This is a genomic window from Pseudarthrobacter sp. lyk4-40-TYG-27, from assembly GCF_030209295.1.
In the GTDB taxonomy this organism is placed as follows: domain Bacteria; phylum Actinomycetota; class Actinomycetes; order Actinomycetales; family Micrococcaceae; genus Arthrobacter.
This window is the reverse complement of the sequence record NZ_JARVSH010000002.1, coordinates 76,731-91,617: the sequence shown is the minus strand read 5'-3', so window position 1 is coordinate 91,617 and position 14,887 is coordinate 76,731. Positions and strand designations below refer to the sequence as shown.

At 66.7% G+C, this 14,887-nt stretch carries 15 protein-coding genes and 1 tRNA gene; 5 read left to right on the top strand and 11 right to left on the bottom strand.

Features of this window, described 5'->3' with window-relative positions; translation table 11 throughout:
- Positions 1-96: 96 nt before the first annotated feature.
- From QRM96_RS03865 to QRM96_RS03835, 7 genes are all read right to left on the bottom strand, one after another.
- Complete coding sequence (locus QRM96_RS03865; protein ID WP_285318449.1) at positions 97-828, bottom strand: FadR/GntR family transcriptional regulator; 732 nt, start codon at positions 826-828, stop codon at positions 97-99.
- A gap of 173 nt (positions 829-1,001) precedes the next feature.
- Entirely contained in the window at positions 1,002-1,904 is a 903-nt protein-coding gene (gene sucD, locus QRM96_RS03860) for a succinate--CoA ligase subunit alpha (RefSeq protein WP_285318448.1), read from the bottom strand.
- A gap of 10 nt (positions 1,905-1,914) precedes the next feature.
- Positions 1,915-3,084 carry an ADP-forming succinate--CoA ligase subunit beta gene (sucC, locus tag QRM96_RS03855; protein WP_018762175.1) on the bottom strand — a complete coding sequence of 390 codons (1,170 nt, stop codon included), beginning with the start codon at positions 3,082-3,084 and terminating at the stop codon, positions 1,915-1,917.
- Positions 3,085-3,308: 224 nt separating this feature from the next.
- Positions 3,309-3,986 carry a hypothetical protein gene (locus tag QRM96_RS03850; protein WP_285318566.1) on the bottom strand — a complete coding sequence of 226 codons (678 nt, stop codon included), beginning with the start codon at positions 3,984-3,986 and terminating at the stop codon, positions 3,309-3,311.
- A 60-nt stretch (positions 3,987-4,046) separates the two neighbouring features.
- A complete protein-coding gene (locus QRM96_RS03845) occupies positions 4,047-4,595 on the bottom strand; it encodes an NAD(P)H-dependent oxidoreductase (RefSeq protein WP_018762173.1) in 549 nt (182 codons plus the stop codon).
- Positions 4,596-4,646: 51 nt separating this feature from the next.
- Positions 4,647-5,648: an alcohol dehydrogenase catalytic domain-containing protein gene (locus QRM96_RS03840; protein ID WP_285318446.1), complete on the bottom strand. Its 1,002-nt coding sequence runs from the start codon at positions 5,646-5,648 to the stop codon at positions 4,647-4,649.
- 13 nt (positions 5,649-5,661) lie between these two features.
- Positions 5,662-6,339, bottom strand: a complete 678-nt coding sequence (locus QRM96_RS03835; RefSeq protein ID WP_018762171.1) for an NADPH-dependent F420 reductase — start codon at positions 6,337-6,339, stop codon at positions 5,662-5,664.
- A gap of 121 nt (positions 6,340-6,460) precedes the next feature.
- On the opposite strand from QRM96_RS03835, the gene QRM96_RS03830 reads away from it, so the two are divergent.
- On the top strand, positions 6,461-7,042 hold the full coding sequence (locus QRM96_RS03830; protein ID WP_285318445.1) for a TetR/AcrR family transcriptional regulator: 582 nt from the start codon (positions 6,461-6,463) through the stop codon (positions 7,040-7,042).
- A gap of 57 nt (positions 7,043-7,099) precedes the next feature.
- Here the strand turns inward: QRM96_RS03830 and pcrA are convergent, their stop codons facing one another.
- Entirely contained in the window at positions 7,100-9,586 is a 2,487-nt protein-coding gene (gene pcrA, locus QRM96_RS03825; protein ID WP_502934874.1) for a DNA helicase PcrA, read from the bottom strand.
- Between the two features lie 83 nt (positions 9,587-9,669).
- Complete coding sequence (locus tag QRM96_RS03820) at positions 9,670-10,500, bottom strand: inositol monophosphatase family protein (protein WP_285318443.1); 831 nt, start codon at positions 10,498-10,500, stop codon at positions 9,670-9,672.
- A gap of 32 nt (positions 10,501-10,532) precedes the next feature.
- Here QRM96_RS03820 and QRM96_RS03815 point away from each other — a divergent pair, with 32 nt between their 5' ends.
- Positions 10,533-11,159, top strand: a complete 627-nt coding sequence (locus tag QRM96_RS03815; RefSeq protein ID WP_133832516.1) for a hypothetical protein — start codon at positions 10,533-10,535, stop codon at positions 11,157-11,159.
- Here QRM96_RS03815 and QRM96_RS03810 read toward each other — a convergent pair.
- Complete coding sequence (locus tag QRM96_RS03810) at positions 11,156-11,923, bottom strand: DUF998 domain-containing protein (RefSeq protein ID WP_133832517.1); 768 nt, start codon at positions 11,921-11,923, stop codon at positions 11,156-11,158. The two genes, QRM96_RS03815 and QRM96_RS03810, sit on opposite strands and share 4 nt — an antisense overlap.
- Before the next feature lie 82 nt (positions 11,924-12,005).
- Here QRM96_RS03810 and QRM96_RS03805 point away from each other — a divergent pair.
- The 3 genes from QRM96_RS03805 (at position 12,006) to QRM96_RS03795 (ending at position 12,975) form a co-directional block, all read left to right on the top strand.
- Positions 12,006-12,078, top strand: a tRNA-Arg gene (locus QRM96_RS03805).
- A 1-nt stretch (position 12,079) separates the two neighbouring features.
- Positions 12,080-12,556 (top strand): DUF6314 family protein, encoded by a 477-nt coding sequence (locus tag QRM96_RS03800; RefSeq protein WP_285318442.1) that lies wholly within the window; start codon positions 12,080-12,082, stop codon positions 12,554-12,556.
- Complete coding sequence (locus QRM96_RS03795) at positions 12,553-12,975, top strand: NUDIX hydrolase (protein WP_285318441.1); 423 nt, start codon at positions 12,553-12,555, stop codon at positions 12,973-12,975. Before QRM96_RS03800 ends, QRM96_RS03795 begins: the two co-directional genes overlap by 4 nt.
- Here the strand turns inward: QRM96_RS03795 and QRM96_RS03790 are convergent.
- Entirely contained in the window at positions 12,972-14,885 is a 1,914-nt protein-coding gene (locus tag QRM96_RS03790) for an ABC transporter ATP-binding protein (RefSeq protein WP_018762163.1), read from the bottom strand. The genes QRM96_RS03795 and QRM96_RS03790 overlap by 4 nt on opposite strands.
- Positions 14,886-14,887: the final 2 nt, after the last annotated feature.

Here is a 14,887-nt window from a genome sequence, read left to right as displayed (position 1 = left end):
TTCTAGCCACAGGGAGATGTGGGCGTCAACACATGCGGGAGGCTGCCCGCGGGCGGCAGGGAAAACGGCGTGCACCCGGGTTTCACCCGGCAGTGCCTAGCGGGCCGTGGCGCTGTTTCGGCTCGAGACGGCGAGGTAGTTCTCGTAGTCCTCGAAGGTCTGGGTGATGTGGGCGTCCATTGTGGAGCGCGCCGTGGCAGGATCGCCCTCGGCGATGGCGGCAAGGACCATTTTGTGGTGGTGGATGGCGTGGCGCTGCACGTCGGGGAAGGCTGAGGTCTCGCGGCGCATGGCATACAGCAGGGTGGAAAGCTGGCCCAGCAGGGCGGGGACAAACGGGTTGCCGGACGCGCGCAGCACGGTGTCATGGAACGCGATGTCGGCCACGGTCAGGGCATCGACGTCTCCGGCATTGTGCGCCGCTTCCATCTGCTCCACGCTCTCCCGCAAGGCTGCAAGGTCAGCCGGGCGATGGCGGGAGGCGGCGAGTTCCGCCGCACCGGTCTCCACCATCCGGCGGACCTCGAGCAGGCGAAGGGCCACCTGGTCGGAGGCTACTCCCCTGGAGGCCGCCTGCATGATGGCGTCCATGCCGGTCCAGCGTTCGGGCGGGTTGACGAATGTGCCGAGGCCGCGTTTGACGTACACCACGTTCTGGGCCTTCAGCACTTTCATGGCCTCCCGGGCCGTCAGCCTGCTGACCCCGGATTCCTTGGCGATGTCCGCCTCCGGCGGCAGGGCGTCGTCGGCCTTGATCTCCCCGCTGAGAATGTGCTCAAGGACCTTGTCCACGACGACGTCAACCAGCGTGCGCCGCGCCTCTGCCATCCTGCTCCCCTGCCTGGGCACCGTGGCCCCTCTTGCCATTCAACCCTACTCGACGCAGGGAGTGCGGCGACGTCGGTTACGAGACCCGCTTAAACGCCGAACGCGGGGCCACTGCCCGGCCCGCCCCATCAGATGGGGCAGGCGGGAGTGGCCCCGCGCTGAGTGCAAGTCCCCTAGAGGGCTGCGAAAACCTCGCGCAGCAGCTTGGCGGTCTCGGACGGCGTCTTGCCGACCTTGACGCCGGCGGCCTCGAGGGCTTCCTTCTTGGCCTGGGCGGTACCGGCGGAACCGGAAACGATGGCGCCTGCGTGGCCCATGGTCTTGCCTTCGGGAGCCGTGAATCCGGCCACGTAGCCAACAACCGGCTTGGTGACGTTGGCCTTGATGAAGTCGGCAGCACGCTCTTCGGCGTCGCCGCCGATTTCACCGATCATCACGATGGCCTTGGTCTCGGGGTCAGCCTCAAACGCGGCCAGGGCGTCAATGTGGGTGGTGCCGATGATGGGGTCGCCGCCGATGCCGATGGCGGTGGAGAAGCCCAGGTCGCGCAGTTCGTACATCATCTGGTAGGTCAGGGTGCCGGACTTGGAGACCAGGCCGATCGGGCCCTTGCCGGTGATGTTGGCGGGGGTGATGCCCACCAGTGCTTCGCCGGGGGTGATGATGCCCGGGCAGTTCGGGCCGATGATGCGGGTGACCTGGTTGCCGTCGGCATCCACCTTGGACTGGGCCAGCGCCCAGAATTCGGCGGAGTCCTGGACGGGAACGCCTTCGGTGATGACCACGACCAGGCCGATGCCTGCCTCGATGGCTTCGACGACCGCGTTCTTGGTGAAGGCCGGCGGCACGAAGACGATGGAGACGTCGGCGCCGGTTTCAGCCATGGCTTCCTTGACGGTGCCGTAGACGTTGATTTCCCTGTCACCGTGCAGGACCGTGGTGCCGGCCTTGCGGGCGTTGACGCCGCCAACAATGTTGGTGCCGGCCTTGAGCATCAGGGCGGTGTGCTTGGTGCCTTCGCCGCCGGTGATGCCCTGGACGATGACCTTGGAATCCTTGTTGAGGTAGATAGACATGGTGCGTCCCTTACTTAGCTGCGTTGGCGAGCTCGGCGGCCTTGTCGGCGCCCTCGTCCATGGTGGCGGCCAGGGTTACCAGCGGGTGGTTGGCCTCGGTGAGGATGCGGCGGCCTTCCTCGACGTTGTTGCCGTCAAGGCGGACTACCAGCGGCTTGTTCGCGGAGTGGCCCAGCTCGGCCAGCGCGCCAACGATGCCCTTGGCGACGGCGTCGCAGGCGGTGATGCCGCCGAAGACGTTGACGAACACGGACTTGACCTGCTCGTCGCCCAGGATGACGTCCAGGCCGGCGGCCATGACCTCGGCGGAGGCTCCGCCGCCGATGTCCAGGAAGTTGGCGGGCTTGACGTTGCCGTGGTTTTCACCGGCATAGGCCACGACGTCGAGGGTGGACATGACCAGGCCTGCACCGTTGCCGATGATGCCTACTTCGCCGTCGAGCTTGACGTAGTTGAGGTCCTGCGCCTTTGCCTTGGCCTCAAGGGGGTCTGCAGCATCCTTGTCCTCGAGCTGCGCGTGCTTGGCGTGCCGGAAGCCGGCGTTCTCGTCGAGGGAGACCTTGCCGTCCAGGGCGACGATGTCGCCGGCGCCGGTCTTGACGAGGGGGTTGACCTCCACCAGGGTGGCGTCTTCCTTCTTGAAGACATCCCAGAGCTTGAGGATCACGGCGGCGACCTTGCCGCGCAGTTCCTCGGCGAAGCCTGCGGCTGCGACGATTTCGTCGGCCTTGGCCTGGTCGATGCCCACGGCGGGGTCGATGGCGATCTTGGCCAGCGCTTCGGGGCGTTCGACGGCGAGCTGCTCGATTTCCATGCCGCCCTCAACCGAGCACATGGCCAGGTAGTTGCGGTTGGCCCGGTCCAGCAGGACGGAGAAGTAGTATTCCTCGGCGATGTCTGCACCCTGGGCGATCATCACCTTGTTAACGGTGTGGCCCTTGATGTCCATGCCCAGGATGTTGGTGGCGTGCTCAAGCGCCTCGTCGGCAGACTTTGCGACCTTGACGCCGCCGGCCTTGCCGCGACCGCCAACCTTGACCTGTGCCTTGACAACAGTCACGCCGCCGATCTTTTCGGCAGCTGCCTTTGCTTCTTCTGGGGTGTACGCCACGATGCCGGCAAGCACGGGTACACCGTGCGCCTCGAACATATCGCGCGCCTGGTATTCAAACAGGTCCACGGTTTAGTGTCCTTCTACGTCGAAGTAGTTTCTGTACAGTCGGACACCATCGGAAGGACGATGACCGGGCTGCGGATTGCACGCACCGGCGGCCTGTCTGGAAACGAGCCACGCGGCGTAATGCTCCATGGGGAACTCTAGTCCTTTGGAGCGGCCGGGCCGTCCCAGAGTACCTCTTATGTGAGTAAGCACACTATTCTATGGGGCGTAGAAAAACCGCGGATTTACGGGGTTTTTGAGGCCCCTGCCTGCGGCGGGGCGGTGCTTTTGTCCGGTCCGGGAATCAGCTCGTAACGTTCAGTTGAAACGAAGAATCCGACGCCGGCGGAGACGTTTCCGCACGCCACACCGCCGTTGTAGGCCGAACAGCGCAGTCCGTTGCGCTCCAGGTTCTGCCCGTCGGCAAGCACGGGCAGCTGCGTCAGCGGTCCTGCCTTGTTTCCCTTGGGTCCGTAGGTTGCCTCCATGGTCGTCACGCCGGAACGGCACTCGCCGTAGCGTGCACTGTCCGGCGCCAGCAGGGCTGTGCCGCCGAGGTAGCCCAGGTGGGTTCCTGCGCAATCGTCCTTGATATCGGCGGCTTTTGGCGCCGGATAGGCGGCCAATTCACAGTGGGCCACGGGGACGATGGGCAGCTTGTTGTTGGCCGCGTTGCTGTAGCTGTTCTGCTCGTACGGCAGGTTCAGGTGCTCTCCACGGGCGGAGGTCAGCGAGCAGGCGACGGTCCGGTCGGCGGTAATGAAGGAGAGGACATCGCCGCCGCTGGAGAACTGCTTCGCGTCGGCCAGCGGCGCGTTCGCCAGCTGCTCCATCGGCGGCCGCGGAGGCGGCGGGACATAGGAAGGGTCGCTGGTTGTCACCGAGCATCCGGTGCCGGCCATCAGGAATAGGGCAGCGAGCATCCCCCACGCAGTCCGTCGCATGGCCTCCATTATGCCCCGCCACCGGAAGACGGCGTGCGCTCAGCTGCCAGCTGTTGCAGGCACCGCGGAGAGCAGGTCCCGGTATCGCCGGGAATGCGCCGCCAGTTGTTCCGGCGTCGCCCCATGCGCCCCGTGCAGGACCACGGGCTCGGCCATGTCCAGCCCGCAGAGGTGTGCGGTGGCCTCCAGGGGCCGCAGCAGCTCGGCCATGGTGAAACGGTTGTGGCCTGCTGGGGAGTACGAGGATTCCGGTCCCCCGGTTGAGGTGACAAGCTGCAGGCGCTTCCCGTGCAGCGCGTCCCCACCGGCGCCGTAGGCAAAACCGCGGGTGAGCACCTGGTCCATCCATTCCTTCAGCAGTCCGGGAACGGAATACCAGTGCCAGGGAAACTGCAGCACGATGGTGTCGTTTTCCCGCAGGTACCGCTGTTCCAGCTCGGCGTCCACGCGACGGTCAGGGTAGAGGGACGCCAGGTCCCGGACTGTGACACCATCAAGGTCCCCGATGGAGGCGGCGAGATGGGCGGTGACCCGGGATCCTGCCAAATCGGGGTGGGCAACGATGACAAGGGTGCGTTGGTTGGTCATGGAGCGTCCGTATGTCCTTCCGGTGCAGCTTCGGGTTCCGGCGCCAGGGGCCTAGTCATTGGTCAGGACGACGCGGAAGCGCGCCCGGCCGGACATCATCCGGTTGAAGCCCTCGGCTGCCTGCACGAGCGGGTAGGTTTCGATCATGGGGCGCACCCCGGTCATCGCCGCGAAGCGAAGCGCGTCCTCGGAGTCTTTCGCCGTCCCGGAGGCATGCCCGGCGATCGAGCGGCTTCCGCCCACGAGGAGGCCGGCGTCAACCGGGACTGGTTCGTGCGGGACGCCAAGGACCACGAGCCGGCCACGGGCCGCGAGCCCCGGAACGGCGGCAGACATCGCATGGGCGTCGGTCACGGTGGCGAGGACGACGGCGGCACCGCCGAGGCCCCTCAGTTCCGCGGCGACGTCGGAACTGAGGCTGTCAATGTAGTGGTGGGCGCCGAGGTCACGGGCAAAGGGTTCCTTTTCGGCGCCGCGCGCAATGGCGACGGTTTCGAATCCCATCCTGGCCGCGAACTGGACACCGAGGTGTCCCAGGCCACCCAATCCAAGGACGGCAACGAGGTCTCCCGGCCGGGCACCGCTGTGGCGCAATCCGTTGAAGGTGGTGACGCCTGCGCACATCAACGGAGCAGCTTCGGCAAGCGTGAGTGCGTCGGGGACGGCAGCGAGGGCATCAGCCGGGGCGAGGACGTACTCCGCATAGCCACCATCGGCAGTCAGCCCGGTGATTTTTCCGGCCTCGCAGGAGATGAAATCCCCGCGCCGGCATGGGTCGCACTGGAAGCACGCCCCGCCGAACCATCCGACGCCCACGCGCTGGCCGGGCGCCCACCGGGTCACACCGTCGCCCACCAGCTCGACGGTTCCGGCGACCTCGTGGCCGGGGATGCGCGGGTAGGAAGACGCCATACCTGCTCCGGGCATGGCATCACTGTGGCAGATGCCGCTGGCTGCGACCTTGAGGAGTACATGTCCGTGGGGAACTTCCGGGCGATCGGTTTCAGCGAGCTGCAGGCTCGCCCCCGGAGCGGTGATGTGGACGGCTTTCATGGTGGTTGTCCTGTCAGCGGACGATCTTGAAGTTGAAGGCAGGCGTTCCGAGTGCGCCCCACAGGCGGAGCCAGACGGGCAGCAGCATTTCGGTTCCGCGCGCCGTGGTGATGTCGCCGAGGTCGATGACGTCCTGGTGGCCGAAGTCCTTCAGGAGTCCGGTGACCACGGCCTTGGCTTCGGCGTCGTTGCCGGAGACGAAGACTGATCCGGGGTCGGACAGCTGTCCGGGATAGGCCATCAAGTCCGCGTTCATGGTGTTGAGGGCCTTGACGACGCGGGCCGCGGGGAAGGCCCGCTGGATTTGCTCGGCCAGGGAATCGGTGTCCTTGACGAAGAGGGTGGGAGGCATGCCGTTGCTGAAGTCGAGCGGGTTGGCGATGTCCAGGACCACCGCGCCGTCGAGGTTTTCCGGGCCGACCTGCTCCAGCACCTCGAGCGATGCACCGCCGTTGGTTGCGTTGACGACCAGCCCTGCGCCTTCCGCCGCATCCGAGAACCGTGCCACCTTGATGGCCGGGTTCTCAGCGGCCCAGGTCCCAAAGGCCGGGTTGCCCATGGCGTCTGCTGCGGTCCGGGACATGGCGGCCGCGGGGTCGCGGGTGCCGATGGTGACGGAATGGCCGAGCTCCGCGAGGCGTGCGGCAATGGTCCGGCCAACCATTCCGGTTCCAAGTACTGCTGTCTTCATGGTGTTCTCCTGGTGATGGCGGGGCCGCCATTCAATGTGACGGATCGTTCCCAAGTTTGTGACGGATCGTTCCGTCTGTCAAACTGGGTCAGTCGGTATCGGAGCACACTGGAGGAGAATTGTGGCGCGCAGGACGGCTGAGGAAAACCGGCGCAATGTACTTGGGGTGGCCACGCGGCTGTTCTACGCCCACGGCATACGGGCCGTGGGCATGGACACCGTGGTCAAGGAGTGCGGGGTGGGCAACGCGACCGTCTACCGCCAGTTCCCCACCAAGGACGCCCTGGCCACGGCTTATGTCCAGGGCCGGGCAGACGCCTGGTTCGAGCGCATGCGTGAGGCCGCCGGCGGGCAAGGATCTCCGCAGGACAAACTCATTGCCGTGTTCGACATACTGGCCTCCGACTGCGCCGGAAGCAGCTACCGGGGGTGTCCCATGCTGAACACCAACACGGAGTTCCCCGACGGCGTGCACCCGGCCCACCTCGCCGCGGTCGCCCACAAGCAGCAGGTCCGCGACTGGTTCCACACCCTGGCGGCCGAGGCAGGGGCCGAGGAACCTGACCGGCTCGCCGAAGAACTCCTCATTGTCCTCAACGGCGCCTACGCCACGGCCGCGGTCCTGGACGGCGCGGTGTATGGGCCGCGTGCGGTGGAGATGGCCCGCCGCCTGGTGGCCGCGTCCTGCCCGGCCCGCAGTTAACGCCGCAACGGTGGATGCTCTTGGCGGGAGCCCGGGCGTGCGCCCGCTCGTCCGCCCCTAGGCGTCGAGCTTGGTCAACGGCGCGTAGCGCAGCAGCAGGCGCTTCTCGCCGACGTCGAACTTGACCTTGGCGACCGTCTTGTCCCCCGCCCCTTCGAGCGCCAGTACCGTACCGTTTCCGAAGCTGGTGTGGTTGACCTTGTCCCCCACGCTGACGGCAATGATTTCCTTCTGCGGTTGCACCCGGGTCTTGGCAAGGAACGCCGGAACGTCGGCATTGAACCCGGCGGAAGAGTCCGCCGCCGCTCCGCGGGAGGTGCCGGCGCCCCAGAAGGACCCGCTGTAACGGCCGGACCCGATGGAACCGCCGCCGGCCCACGACTGCCGGCTGGTGCCCTCACGTTTCCACTCAAGGAGCTCTGCGGGAATCTCCTCGAGGAACTGGCTGGCAGGGTTGTACTGGCTCTGGCCCCACATGCTGCGGACCTCTGAGCGGGTCACGTACAGCCGCTTGCGGGCACGGGTGAGTCCCACGTAGGCAAGCCGGCGTTCCTCTGCCAGTTCCTTGGGATCGGTGGCGGATCGCTGGTGCGGGAACAATCCATGTTCCATGCCAGTGAGGAACACCACCGGGAATTCCAGGCCCTTGGCCGTGTGCAGGGTCATCAGCGTGACCACGCCGAGACGCTTCGCCTCGGCCACGGCGGCATCGATGTCCGCGCCGGGGGCGTCCGGGATTTGATCGGCGTCGGCCACCAGCGAGACTTGCTCCAGGAACGCGGCCAGGCTGCCTTCCGGGTTCTCCTGTTCATATTCGCGGACCACGGCAACCAGTTCCGCCAGGTTTTCCACGCGGGATTCGTCCTGGGGATCGGTGCTGGAGCGCAGCGCGGCCAGGTATCCGGTCTGCTCCAGGACAGCTTCGAGTGCGGCGGCGGCGCCGGACCCCACCGCAACTTCGGCAAGGTCGTCCAGCATCTTCACGAAGCCCAGGACGGCATTGACGGACCGGGTGGCCATCCCGGGTGCCTGGTCGGCGCGGCGGGCGGCTGCCATGAAGGAGGTCCGCTCACGCTCGGCCAGCGCTGCCACCGCACCTTCGGCGCGGTCGCCGATGCCGCGTTTTGGCTCGTTCAGCACCCGGCGAAGATTGACGTCGTCGTCCGGGTTGACCAGGACCCGAAGGTAAGCCAGGGCGTCCTTGATTTCCTTGCGTTCGTAGAAGCGCGTGCCGCCCACCACCTTGTAGGGCAAGCCCACGCGCACCAGCACATCCTCAATGGAGCGGGACTGGGCATTGGTCCGGTAGAAGATGGCAACATCACCGGGCCGCAGGTTGTCTTCGTCCTGGAGCCGGTCGATCTCCTTGGCGATGAACTGCGCTTCGTCGTGCTCGTTCTCGCCCACGTATCCGATGATTTTGTGGCCTTCGCCCTCGGCCGTCCAGAGCCGCTTTTCGGGCCGGTTGGGGTTGCGCGAGATCACCGAGTTGGCGGCGCTCAGGATGTTCTGGGTGGAGCGGTAGTTTTGCTCCAGCTTGATGGTCCGGGCTTCGGGGTAGTCCTTTTCGAATTCCACGATGTTGCGGATGTCGGCGCCGCGGAAGGCATAGATGGACTGGTCGGAATCGCCCACCACGGTCAGTTCCGAGGCGCCCGGCCCTTCGCCCACAATTTCGCGCACCAGCGCGTACTGGGCGTGGTTGGTGTCCTGGTATTCGTCCACCAGGACGTGGCGGAACCGGCGGCGGTAGGACTCTGCCAAGGCCGGGAAGGCACGGAACATGTAGACGGTTTCGGCGATGAGGTCGTCAAAGTCCATCGCGTTGGCATGCCGGAGGCGCTGGGTATAACCCTTGTAGACGTCCGCAACGGCGTGCTCGAACGGATCGTTGTAGTTGGCCTCGGAGGCAAAGGAGTCGGCGTCGATGAGCTCGTTCTTCAGCGCGGAGATCTTGTGCTGTATGGCCTTGGGCGCAAACTTCTTGGGGTCCAGGTCAAGGGACTTGGAGACCTGGGTAACCAGCCGCAGGGAGTCGGCGGAGTCGTAAATGGAGAAGTTCGATTTCAGCCCGACGTTGGCCGCCTCCTGCCGCAGGATCCGCACGCAGGACGAGTGGAACGTGGAGATCCACATGATCTTGGCGCGTCCGCCCACCAGCGCTTCGATGCGCTCCCGCATTTCGGCGGCCGCTTTGTTGGTGAAGGTAATGGCCAGGATTTCGCCGTGGTGGGCTCGGCCGGTGGCAATCAGGTAGGCGATCCGGTTACTGAGCACGCGGGTCTTGCCGGATCCTGCACCGGCGACGATCAGCAGCGCCGGGCCTGAGTGCTTGACTGCCTCTTCCTGCTGCGGGTTCAACCCCTCCAGCAAGGCTGCGGCATCCGGGCGGTGGCCCCGGGAATGCCCTTCCGGTGCCTGTCCTGCGCGCACGCCTCCCCCGCCCCCGGGGACCGCAACGGCGCCTTCGGAGGGCGACTTGGTGCGGGCGGTGGTGGCAGGAGCGGCCTTGAACGGCCCGTCAGAGTATGGGTCAAACAACATATCCATGGTGCCTACAAGTCTAGGCGGTGGGACTGACACCGCCTTCCAGGCTGTGGATTACTGGCTGTGTGCCCGCGGTGGTGCTACGCCACCGAGCCTGACAGGAGGGCCGCACGCAGCTCCCGGACCGCCGTCGTTCCTCCTGCGATGAACCACTCCAGCCCGTTGACGTGGACGGTGTCCACGGCCCCGCCGGCTGCAAGAACGATCGCCTTGCCCGGCAGCCAGTCCCACTCCGGGCAGCTGTGCTGGAACCAGCACCCCAACTGGCCGTCCGCCACCCGGCCAAGGTCGCAGGAACCCGAGCCCAGCATGCGGAGGGACGCTGCGGACGTTGCCGCGGCGTGCCACGGCATGGCGCACAGGGGATCCATCAGCCACGTGGGGTGGATGTAGGTGGCGGCGCCGAGTTCGGCCACGGGAGTGGTGTTCCGCTTGCCGCTGTCGTCGGCGAAGACGGTGAGCGCTTCGCCGTTACGGGTTGCGGGTCGGTCCCGTCCGCCGAGCCAGAGTTTGTCCTCCTCTGGCTGGAAGACGGCGCCGAGCAACACGTCGGCGGAATCCTTGAGCGCTATGGCTGAACACCAGTAAGTGGAGCCATGCAGGAAGTTGTAGGTGCCGTCCACGGGGTCGATCACCCAGGTCCGGCCGCTCGCTCCCTGGACGGACGCGCCCTCCTCGCCCAGGATGCCGTCGTCCGGCCGGCAGCGCCGCAATTGCTCCAGCACGTAGGCCTCCGCGGCGTGGTCGGCCGCAGTCACCACGTCCGAGACGGAGGTCTTCTGTTCCGATTCCAGGCCGGCCATGCGCATGAGGAGCGCCAGCTGTCCTGCTTCACGGACCAGCGCCGCCGCCAGCTCGTAGTCGTCCAATGCGGGGTCAAGAACAGCTGCGCTGTGTCGGCCAGTGGTCATGGGTTCAGTTTATGGGGCGGGATAATGGTGCCATGGCCAAAACCCCTGCCCAGCGGATCAAGAAGCACGGCGCCAACGCGGTTGTGCCGCAGCATCACCTGCCACCGGTGGTCAACCCCTCCACCGCGCGCACGCCGGAGAAGGCGCAAGGCAACAGCAACCTCATTGTCATTGCCGGCGTGGTGGCCAGCCTGTTCCTGTTCTGGTACCTGCACCTGCTGACCCTGACCCAGATGACGCAGCTCTCCCAGGAGATGGCCATGCCGGATTCTCTGGTGGGCGGCTTCGATGCGGGCTACATCAGCCGTCTGCAGGAGGTCATGGACAGCGACGCCCTGGGCCAGCTGAGCTACGTCCACAAGACCGCGGGGACGCTCTTCCCGCTGATTTTTGGCTTTACCTGGCTTCTCCTCATCGGCACCAACGTGGCGCGGAAGGCGCTCCGCTGGGCATTGTGGGCTTTGCCCATGCTGTTCGTGGTGGTCCGGTTGGGCGGCAACGTGGCCATTGACGCCATGATGGCTTCCAGCGGACCCGACGCCGGCCAGGTTGGCCTGGCGTCCGGCCTCACCGTTGCCGGCTGGGTACTTTTGGTGCTGAGCCTCCTGGCCGGGGCCGCGGCCGTGTTCCTCAACAGGCGGGAACGGAAAGAGCGTTAGGCAGCTGCTGCCCTGGCGCGCGCCGCCCGCCGTTCCTTCCGGTGCCGCCGCACCCGCTGCGCAATGACCAACCCGGCGGCGGCCATGCCCACCGTCACCGGATAGCCCATCAGCCGTTCCAGCGTGCCGGGCTCGGGCACGTCCATGCGGGTCAGGCCGCCGGTCGCCACGGCCGCCAGCGACACGCCGCCGCAGACCATCAGGAACCACGCCATGCCGGTCTGCCGCCGCCACAGGATGCCCAGGACCAGCAGGGCACACCCGCCGGCCAGGAAGTAGGTTATGGCCCCCACGTAATGCAAGGGTGAACCGGCGTCTTCCGGGACCAGGCCCACCACCACGGTCCCTGCCCCCGCGGCCCCGGTCAGCACCCGCACCCACACGGCGGCCAGCAGCGGCTTCCGGTGTGCATGGTCAACCCGGGCACCATGCCGTGCCGCGACGCACAGCAACCCCGAGCTCAGCAGCGCCGCACCCAGCAGCAGTCCAAGGCCCTGGAGGACGAACGAGCCGTTCATCAGCCAGTTCAGCGGCGAGCACACCTGCCGCCCGGCATGGACGCCGCAGTGCAGCGCACCAAGGTCGCTGATGTAGCCGGTCCGGAGGTCATACGGACGCGGGCCGGCCCAGGCGATGGCCACCACCGCCTCGGCGAGGAAGTACTGCAGCACGCTCAGCACGGACCAGGCACCGATGTAGTGCCGGGTGGACGCGGTGTCCGGCAGGTAGGCGGCAGCGGGAGCGGCAGTCGGGGCTGGACTCATGCTTTGAGCGTAGTACGGCCCGGCACCTTGTATGCTTGTAACCGTGTTCGGACCAGCCGGCCCCGCCGGTTGCCGAATGCCCGCCCTCGTAGCTCAGTGGATAGAGCACGGCTCTCCTAAAGCCGGTGTCGTTGGTTCGATTCCAATCGAGGGCACTTGAACTCCCCTTCCCCGGAGCCCAGCCTCCGCGCCTACCTCCTGGGCGACCAGCACGCGCAGCCCGGACAGGCAGCCCGCTGGCAGCTGGAGCGGGACCTGTTGGACAGGTCGGACGGCACCCACGGAACCTTTTCCGGCGTCGTCCTTTTCACCCCAATGGACGACGGCGGACTGTCCCTGCGCGAGGAAGGCACCATGCGCTGGCCTTCCTTTACGGGCCCCGCCACGCGTGAATATGTCCTGAGGCCCACGGCGCGGCCCGATGCGCTGGACGTGTTCTTTCCCGACGGCAGGCCGTTCCACAGAATGAGCTTCACCGCCGACGCAGGCATCGACAGCCACTGGTGCGATCCGGACACCTACCGCGTGACCTACACGTACCAGGCACCTGACCGGTTCAGCTACAGCTGGGATGTCACCGGTCCCCGTAAGGACCTGCTGCTGGTCTCACATTTGGAAAGGATTCCCGCGTGAAGGACAGGATCGTGGTATCTGCCGTCTGTGTATTCAATGATGCCGGACGTCTCCTGACCGTCCGCAAACGCGGCACGGCCATGTTCATGCACCCCGGCGGCAAGCCGGAGCCGGGTGAAACCGCCGTTCAAGCCGCAGCCCGCGAGCTGGCCGAGGAGGTGGGCATCGTGGTGCGCCCGGAGGACCTGGAACTAATGGGGGTCTGGATCGCCGACGCCGCGAACGAGGCCGCCACCGACATCGAAGCCACAGTGTTCCTCGCCCCGGGTACCTGGCAGGCCAACCCGGCCGCGGAGATCGCCGAGATCCGTTGGCTGGACTACGCCGGGAGGGACGGCGCATCCCTCCCGGCGGACCTCGCACCGCTGCTCACGGACCACATCCTGCCCGTGCTGGCCGCGCGGCCGCTCCGCCGCTAGAACTCAGGGACGGCTTCCTCCGCGACGGCGGTGGCTTCGGCGAACTGGGTCCGGTAGAGCTCCGAGTAGCGGCCGCCCGCGGCCAGGAGCTCGGTATGGGTTCCGCGTTCGACAATCCGGCCGTCTTCCACCACCAGGATGGCGTCGGCGGCACGCACGGTGGAGAGCCGGTGGGCAATCACGACGGCGGTCCGGCCCTCGAGCGCGGCGCCCAGGGCCGCCTGGACGGCGGCTTCATTCGTCGAGTCCAGTGCTGCGGTGGCCTCGTCCAGGATGACCACCCGCGGCTGGGCGATCAGCAGGCGCGCGATGGTCAACCGCTGGCGTTCACCACCTGAGAGCCGGTAGCCCCGCTCCCCCACCACGGTGTCCAGTCCGTCCGGCAGGGACCGGATCATGCCTTCGAGCCGCGCCTGCCGGAGCACGTCCCACATGTCCTTCTCGGTGGCGTCCGGCCGGGCCAGGCGCAGGTTGGAGGCGATGGACTCGTGGAACAGGTGCCCGTCCTGGGTCACCATGCCCAAGGTGTCGCGCAGGGAATCGAAGGTGGTGTCCCGCACGTCCAGGCCGGACCCCGGCCTGGTACCGCCCAGCCGCACCGCGCCCGAATCGACGTCGTACAGCCGTGACAGCAGCTGGGCGATCGTGGACTTGCCCGCCCCGGAGGAGCCCACCAGTGCCACCGTCTGGCCAGGCTCCACCCGGAAGCTGATGCCGTGCAGCACTTCCTCGCCGCCGCGGGTGTCCAGCGTTGAGACTTCTTCGAGCGATGCAAGGGAGACCTTGTCCGCCGACGGGTATGCGAAGCGGACGTTGTCGAATTCGACCGACACAGGACCGGCAGGCACGGGCACGGCGTCCGGTTTCTGCTGGATGAGCGGCTTCAGGTCAAGGATTTCAAACACGCGTTCAAAGCTCACCAGCGCACTCATGACCTCCACGCGGGCGTTGGACAGCGCGGTAAGCGGGGCGTAGAGCCTGGTCAGGAGCAGCGCCAGGACCACCACGTCACCGGGCGCCAGTTGTCCGCCAAGGGCAAGCCAGCCGCCCAGGCCGTACACCAGGGCCAGCGCCAGTGCGGACACCAGGGTCAGGGCCGTGACGAACGTGAACTGCAGCATGGCCATCCGGACGCCGATGTCGCGTACGCGGCCGGCCCGGGCGGCAAACTCCCGGGACTCTTCGTCCGGGCGGCCGAACAGCTTGACCAAGGTGGCACCCGGTGCGGAGAACCGCTCCGTCATCTGGGTGCCCATGGCGGCGTTGTGAGCTGCGGCTTCGCGGCGCAGGTCTGCCAGTTTGGAGCCCATGCGCCGGGCCGGGATCAGGAAGATCGGCAGCAGCACCATGGCGAGGACGGTCACCAGCCAGGACCGGTTGAGCATTACGGCCAGCGTCAGGATCAGCGCCACCGAGTTGCTCACGACGCCGGAGAGGGTTCCGGCGAAAGCGGACTGTGCCCCGATGACGTCATTGTTGAGGCGGCTGACCAGGGCTCCCGTCCGGGTGCGGGTGAAGAAGGCAATGGGCATCCGCTGCACGTGGTCGAAGACCCGGGTGCGCAGGTCAACGATGACGCCTTCGCCGATGGTCGAGGACAGCCAGCGGGTCAACAGGCCCACTCCGGCCTCCGCGACGGCGACGATGGCAATCAGGACCGCCAGCCAGATCACCGTGCCGGCGGCGGCCTTGGCGATGATGGCGTCAACCACCTGGCCGGCGAGTACCGGGGTTGCGACGGCAAGGATCGCCGCGACGATGGAGGACAGCACAAAGGCGATGAGCTTGCCCTTGTGCGGGGCGGCGAAGGCCAGCACCCGTTTCAGGGTTTCCTTGGAGAACGGCTGCGAGCCGCTCTTGGCGGTGCTGATGTTATAGAGCGAGCTCCAGGCCACGCGGTCCATGCTCATGG

Bases quoted from the DNA above. Each gene is read 5' to 3' on its own strand.
- QRM96_RS03835 (WP_018762171.1), bottom strand. From the start codon at position 6,339: ATGAAGACAGCAGTACTTGGAACCGGAATGGTTGGCCGGACCATTGCC.
- QRM96_RS03865 (WP_285318449.1), bottom strand. From the start codon at position 828: ATGGCAGAGGCGCGGCGCACGCTGGTTGACGTCGTCGTGGACAAGGTC.
- QRM96_RS03840 (WP_285318446.1), bottom strand. From the start codon at position 5,648: ATGAAAGCCGTCCACATCACCGCTCCGGGGGCGAGCCTGCAGCTCGCT.
- pcrA (WP_502934874.1), bottom strand. From the start codon at position 9,586: ATGTTGTTTGACCCATACTCTGACGGGCCGTTCAAGGCCGCTCCTGCC.
- sucD (WP_285318448.1), bottom strand. From the start codon at position 1,904: ATGTCTATCTACCTCAACAAGGATTCCAAGGTCATCGTCCAGGGCATC.
- QRM96_RS03850 (WP_285318566.1), bottom strand. From the start codon at position 3,986: ATGCTCGCTGCCCTATTCCTGATGGCCGGCACCGGATGCTCGGTGACA.
- QRM96_RS03815 (WP_133832516.1), top strand. From the start codon at position 10,533: ATGGCCAAAACCCCTGCCCAGCGGATCAAGAAGCACGGCGCCAACGCG.
- QRM96_RS03845 (WP_018762173.1), bottom strand. From the start codon at position 4,595: ATGACCAACCAACGCACCCTTGTCATCGTTGCCCACCCCGATTTGGCA.
- QRM96_RS03790 (WP_018762163.1), bottom strand. From the start codon at position 14,885: ATGAGCATGGACCGCGTGGCCTGGAGCTCGCTCTATAACATCAGCACC.
- QRM96_RS03810 (WP_133832517.1), bottom strand. From the start codon at position 11,923: ATGAGTCCAGCCCCGACTGCCGCTCCCGCTGCCGCCTACCTGCCGGAC.
- QRM96_RS03820 (WP_285318443.1), bottom strand. From the start codon at position 10,500: ATGACCACTGGCCGACACAGCGCAGCTGTTCTTGACCCCGCATTGGAC.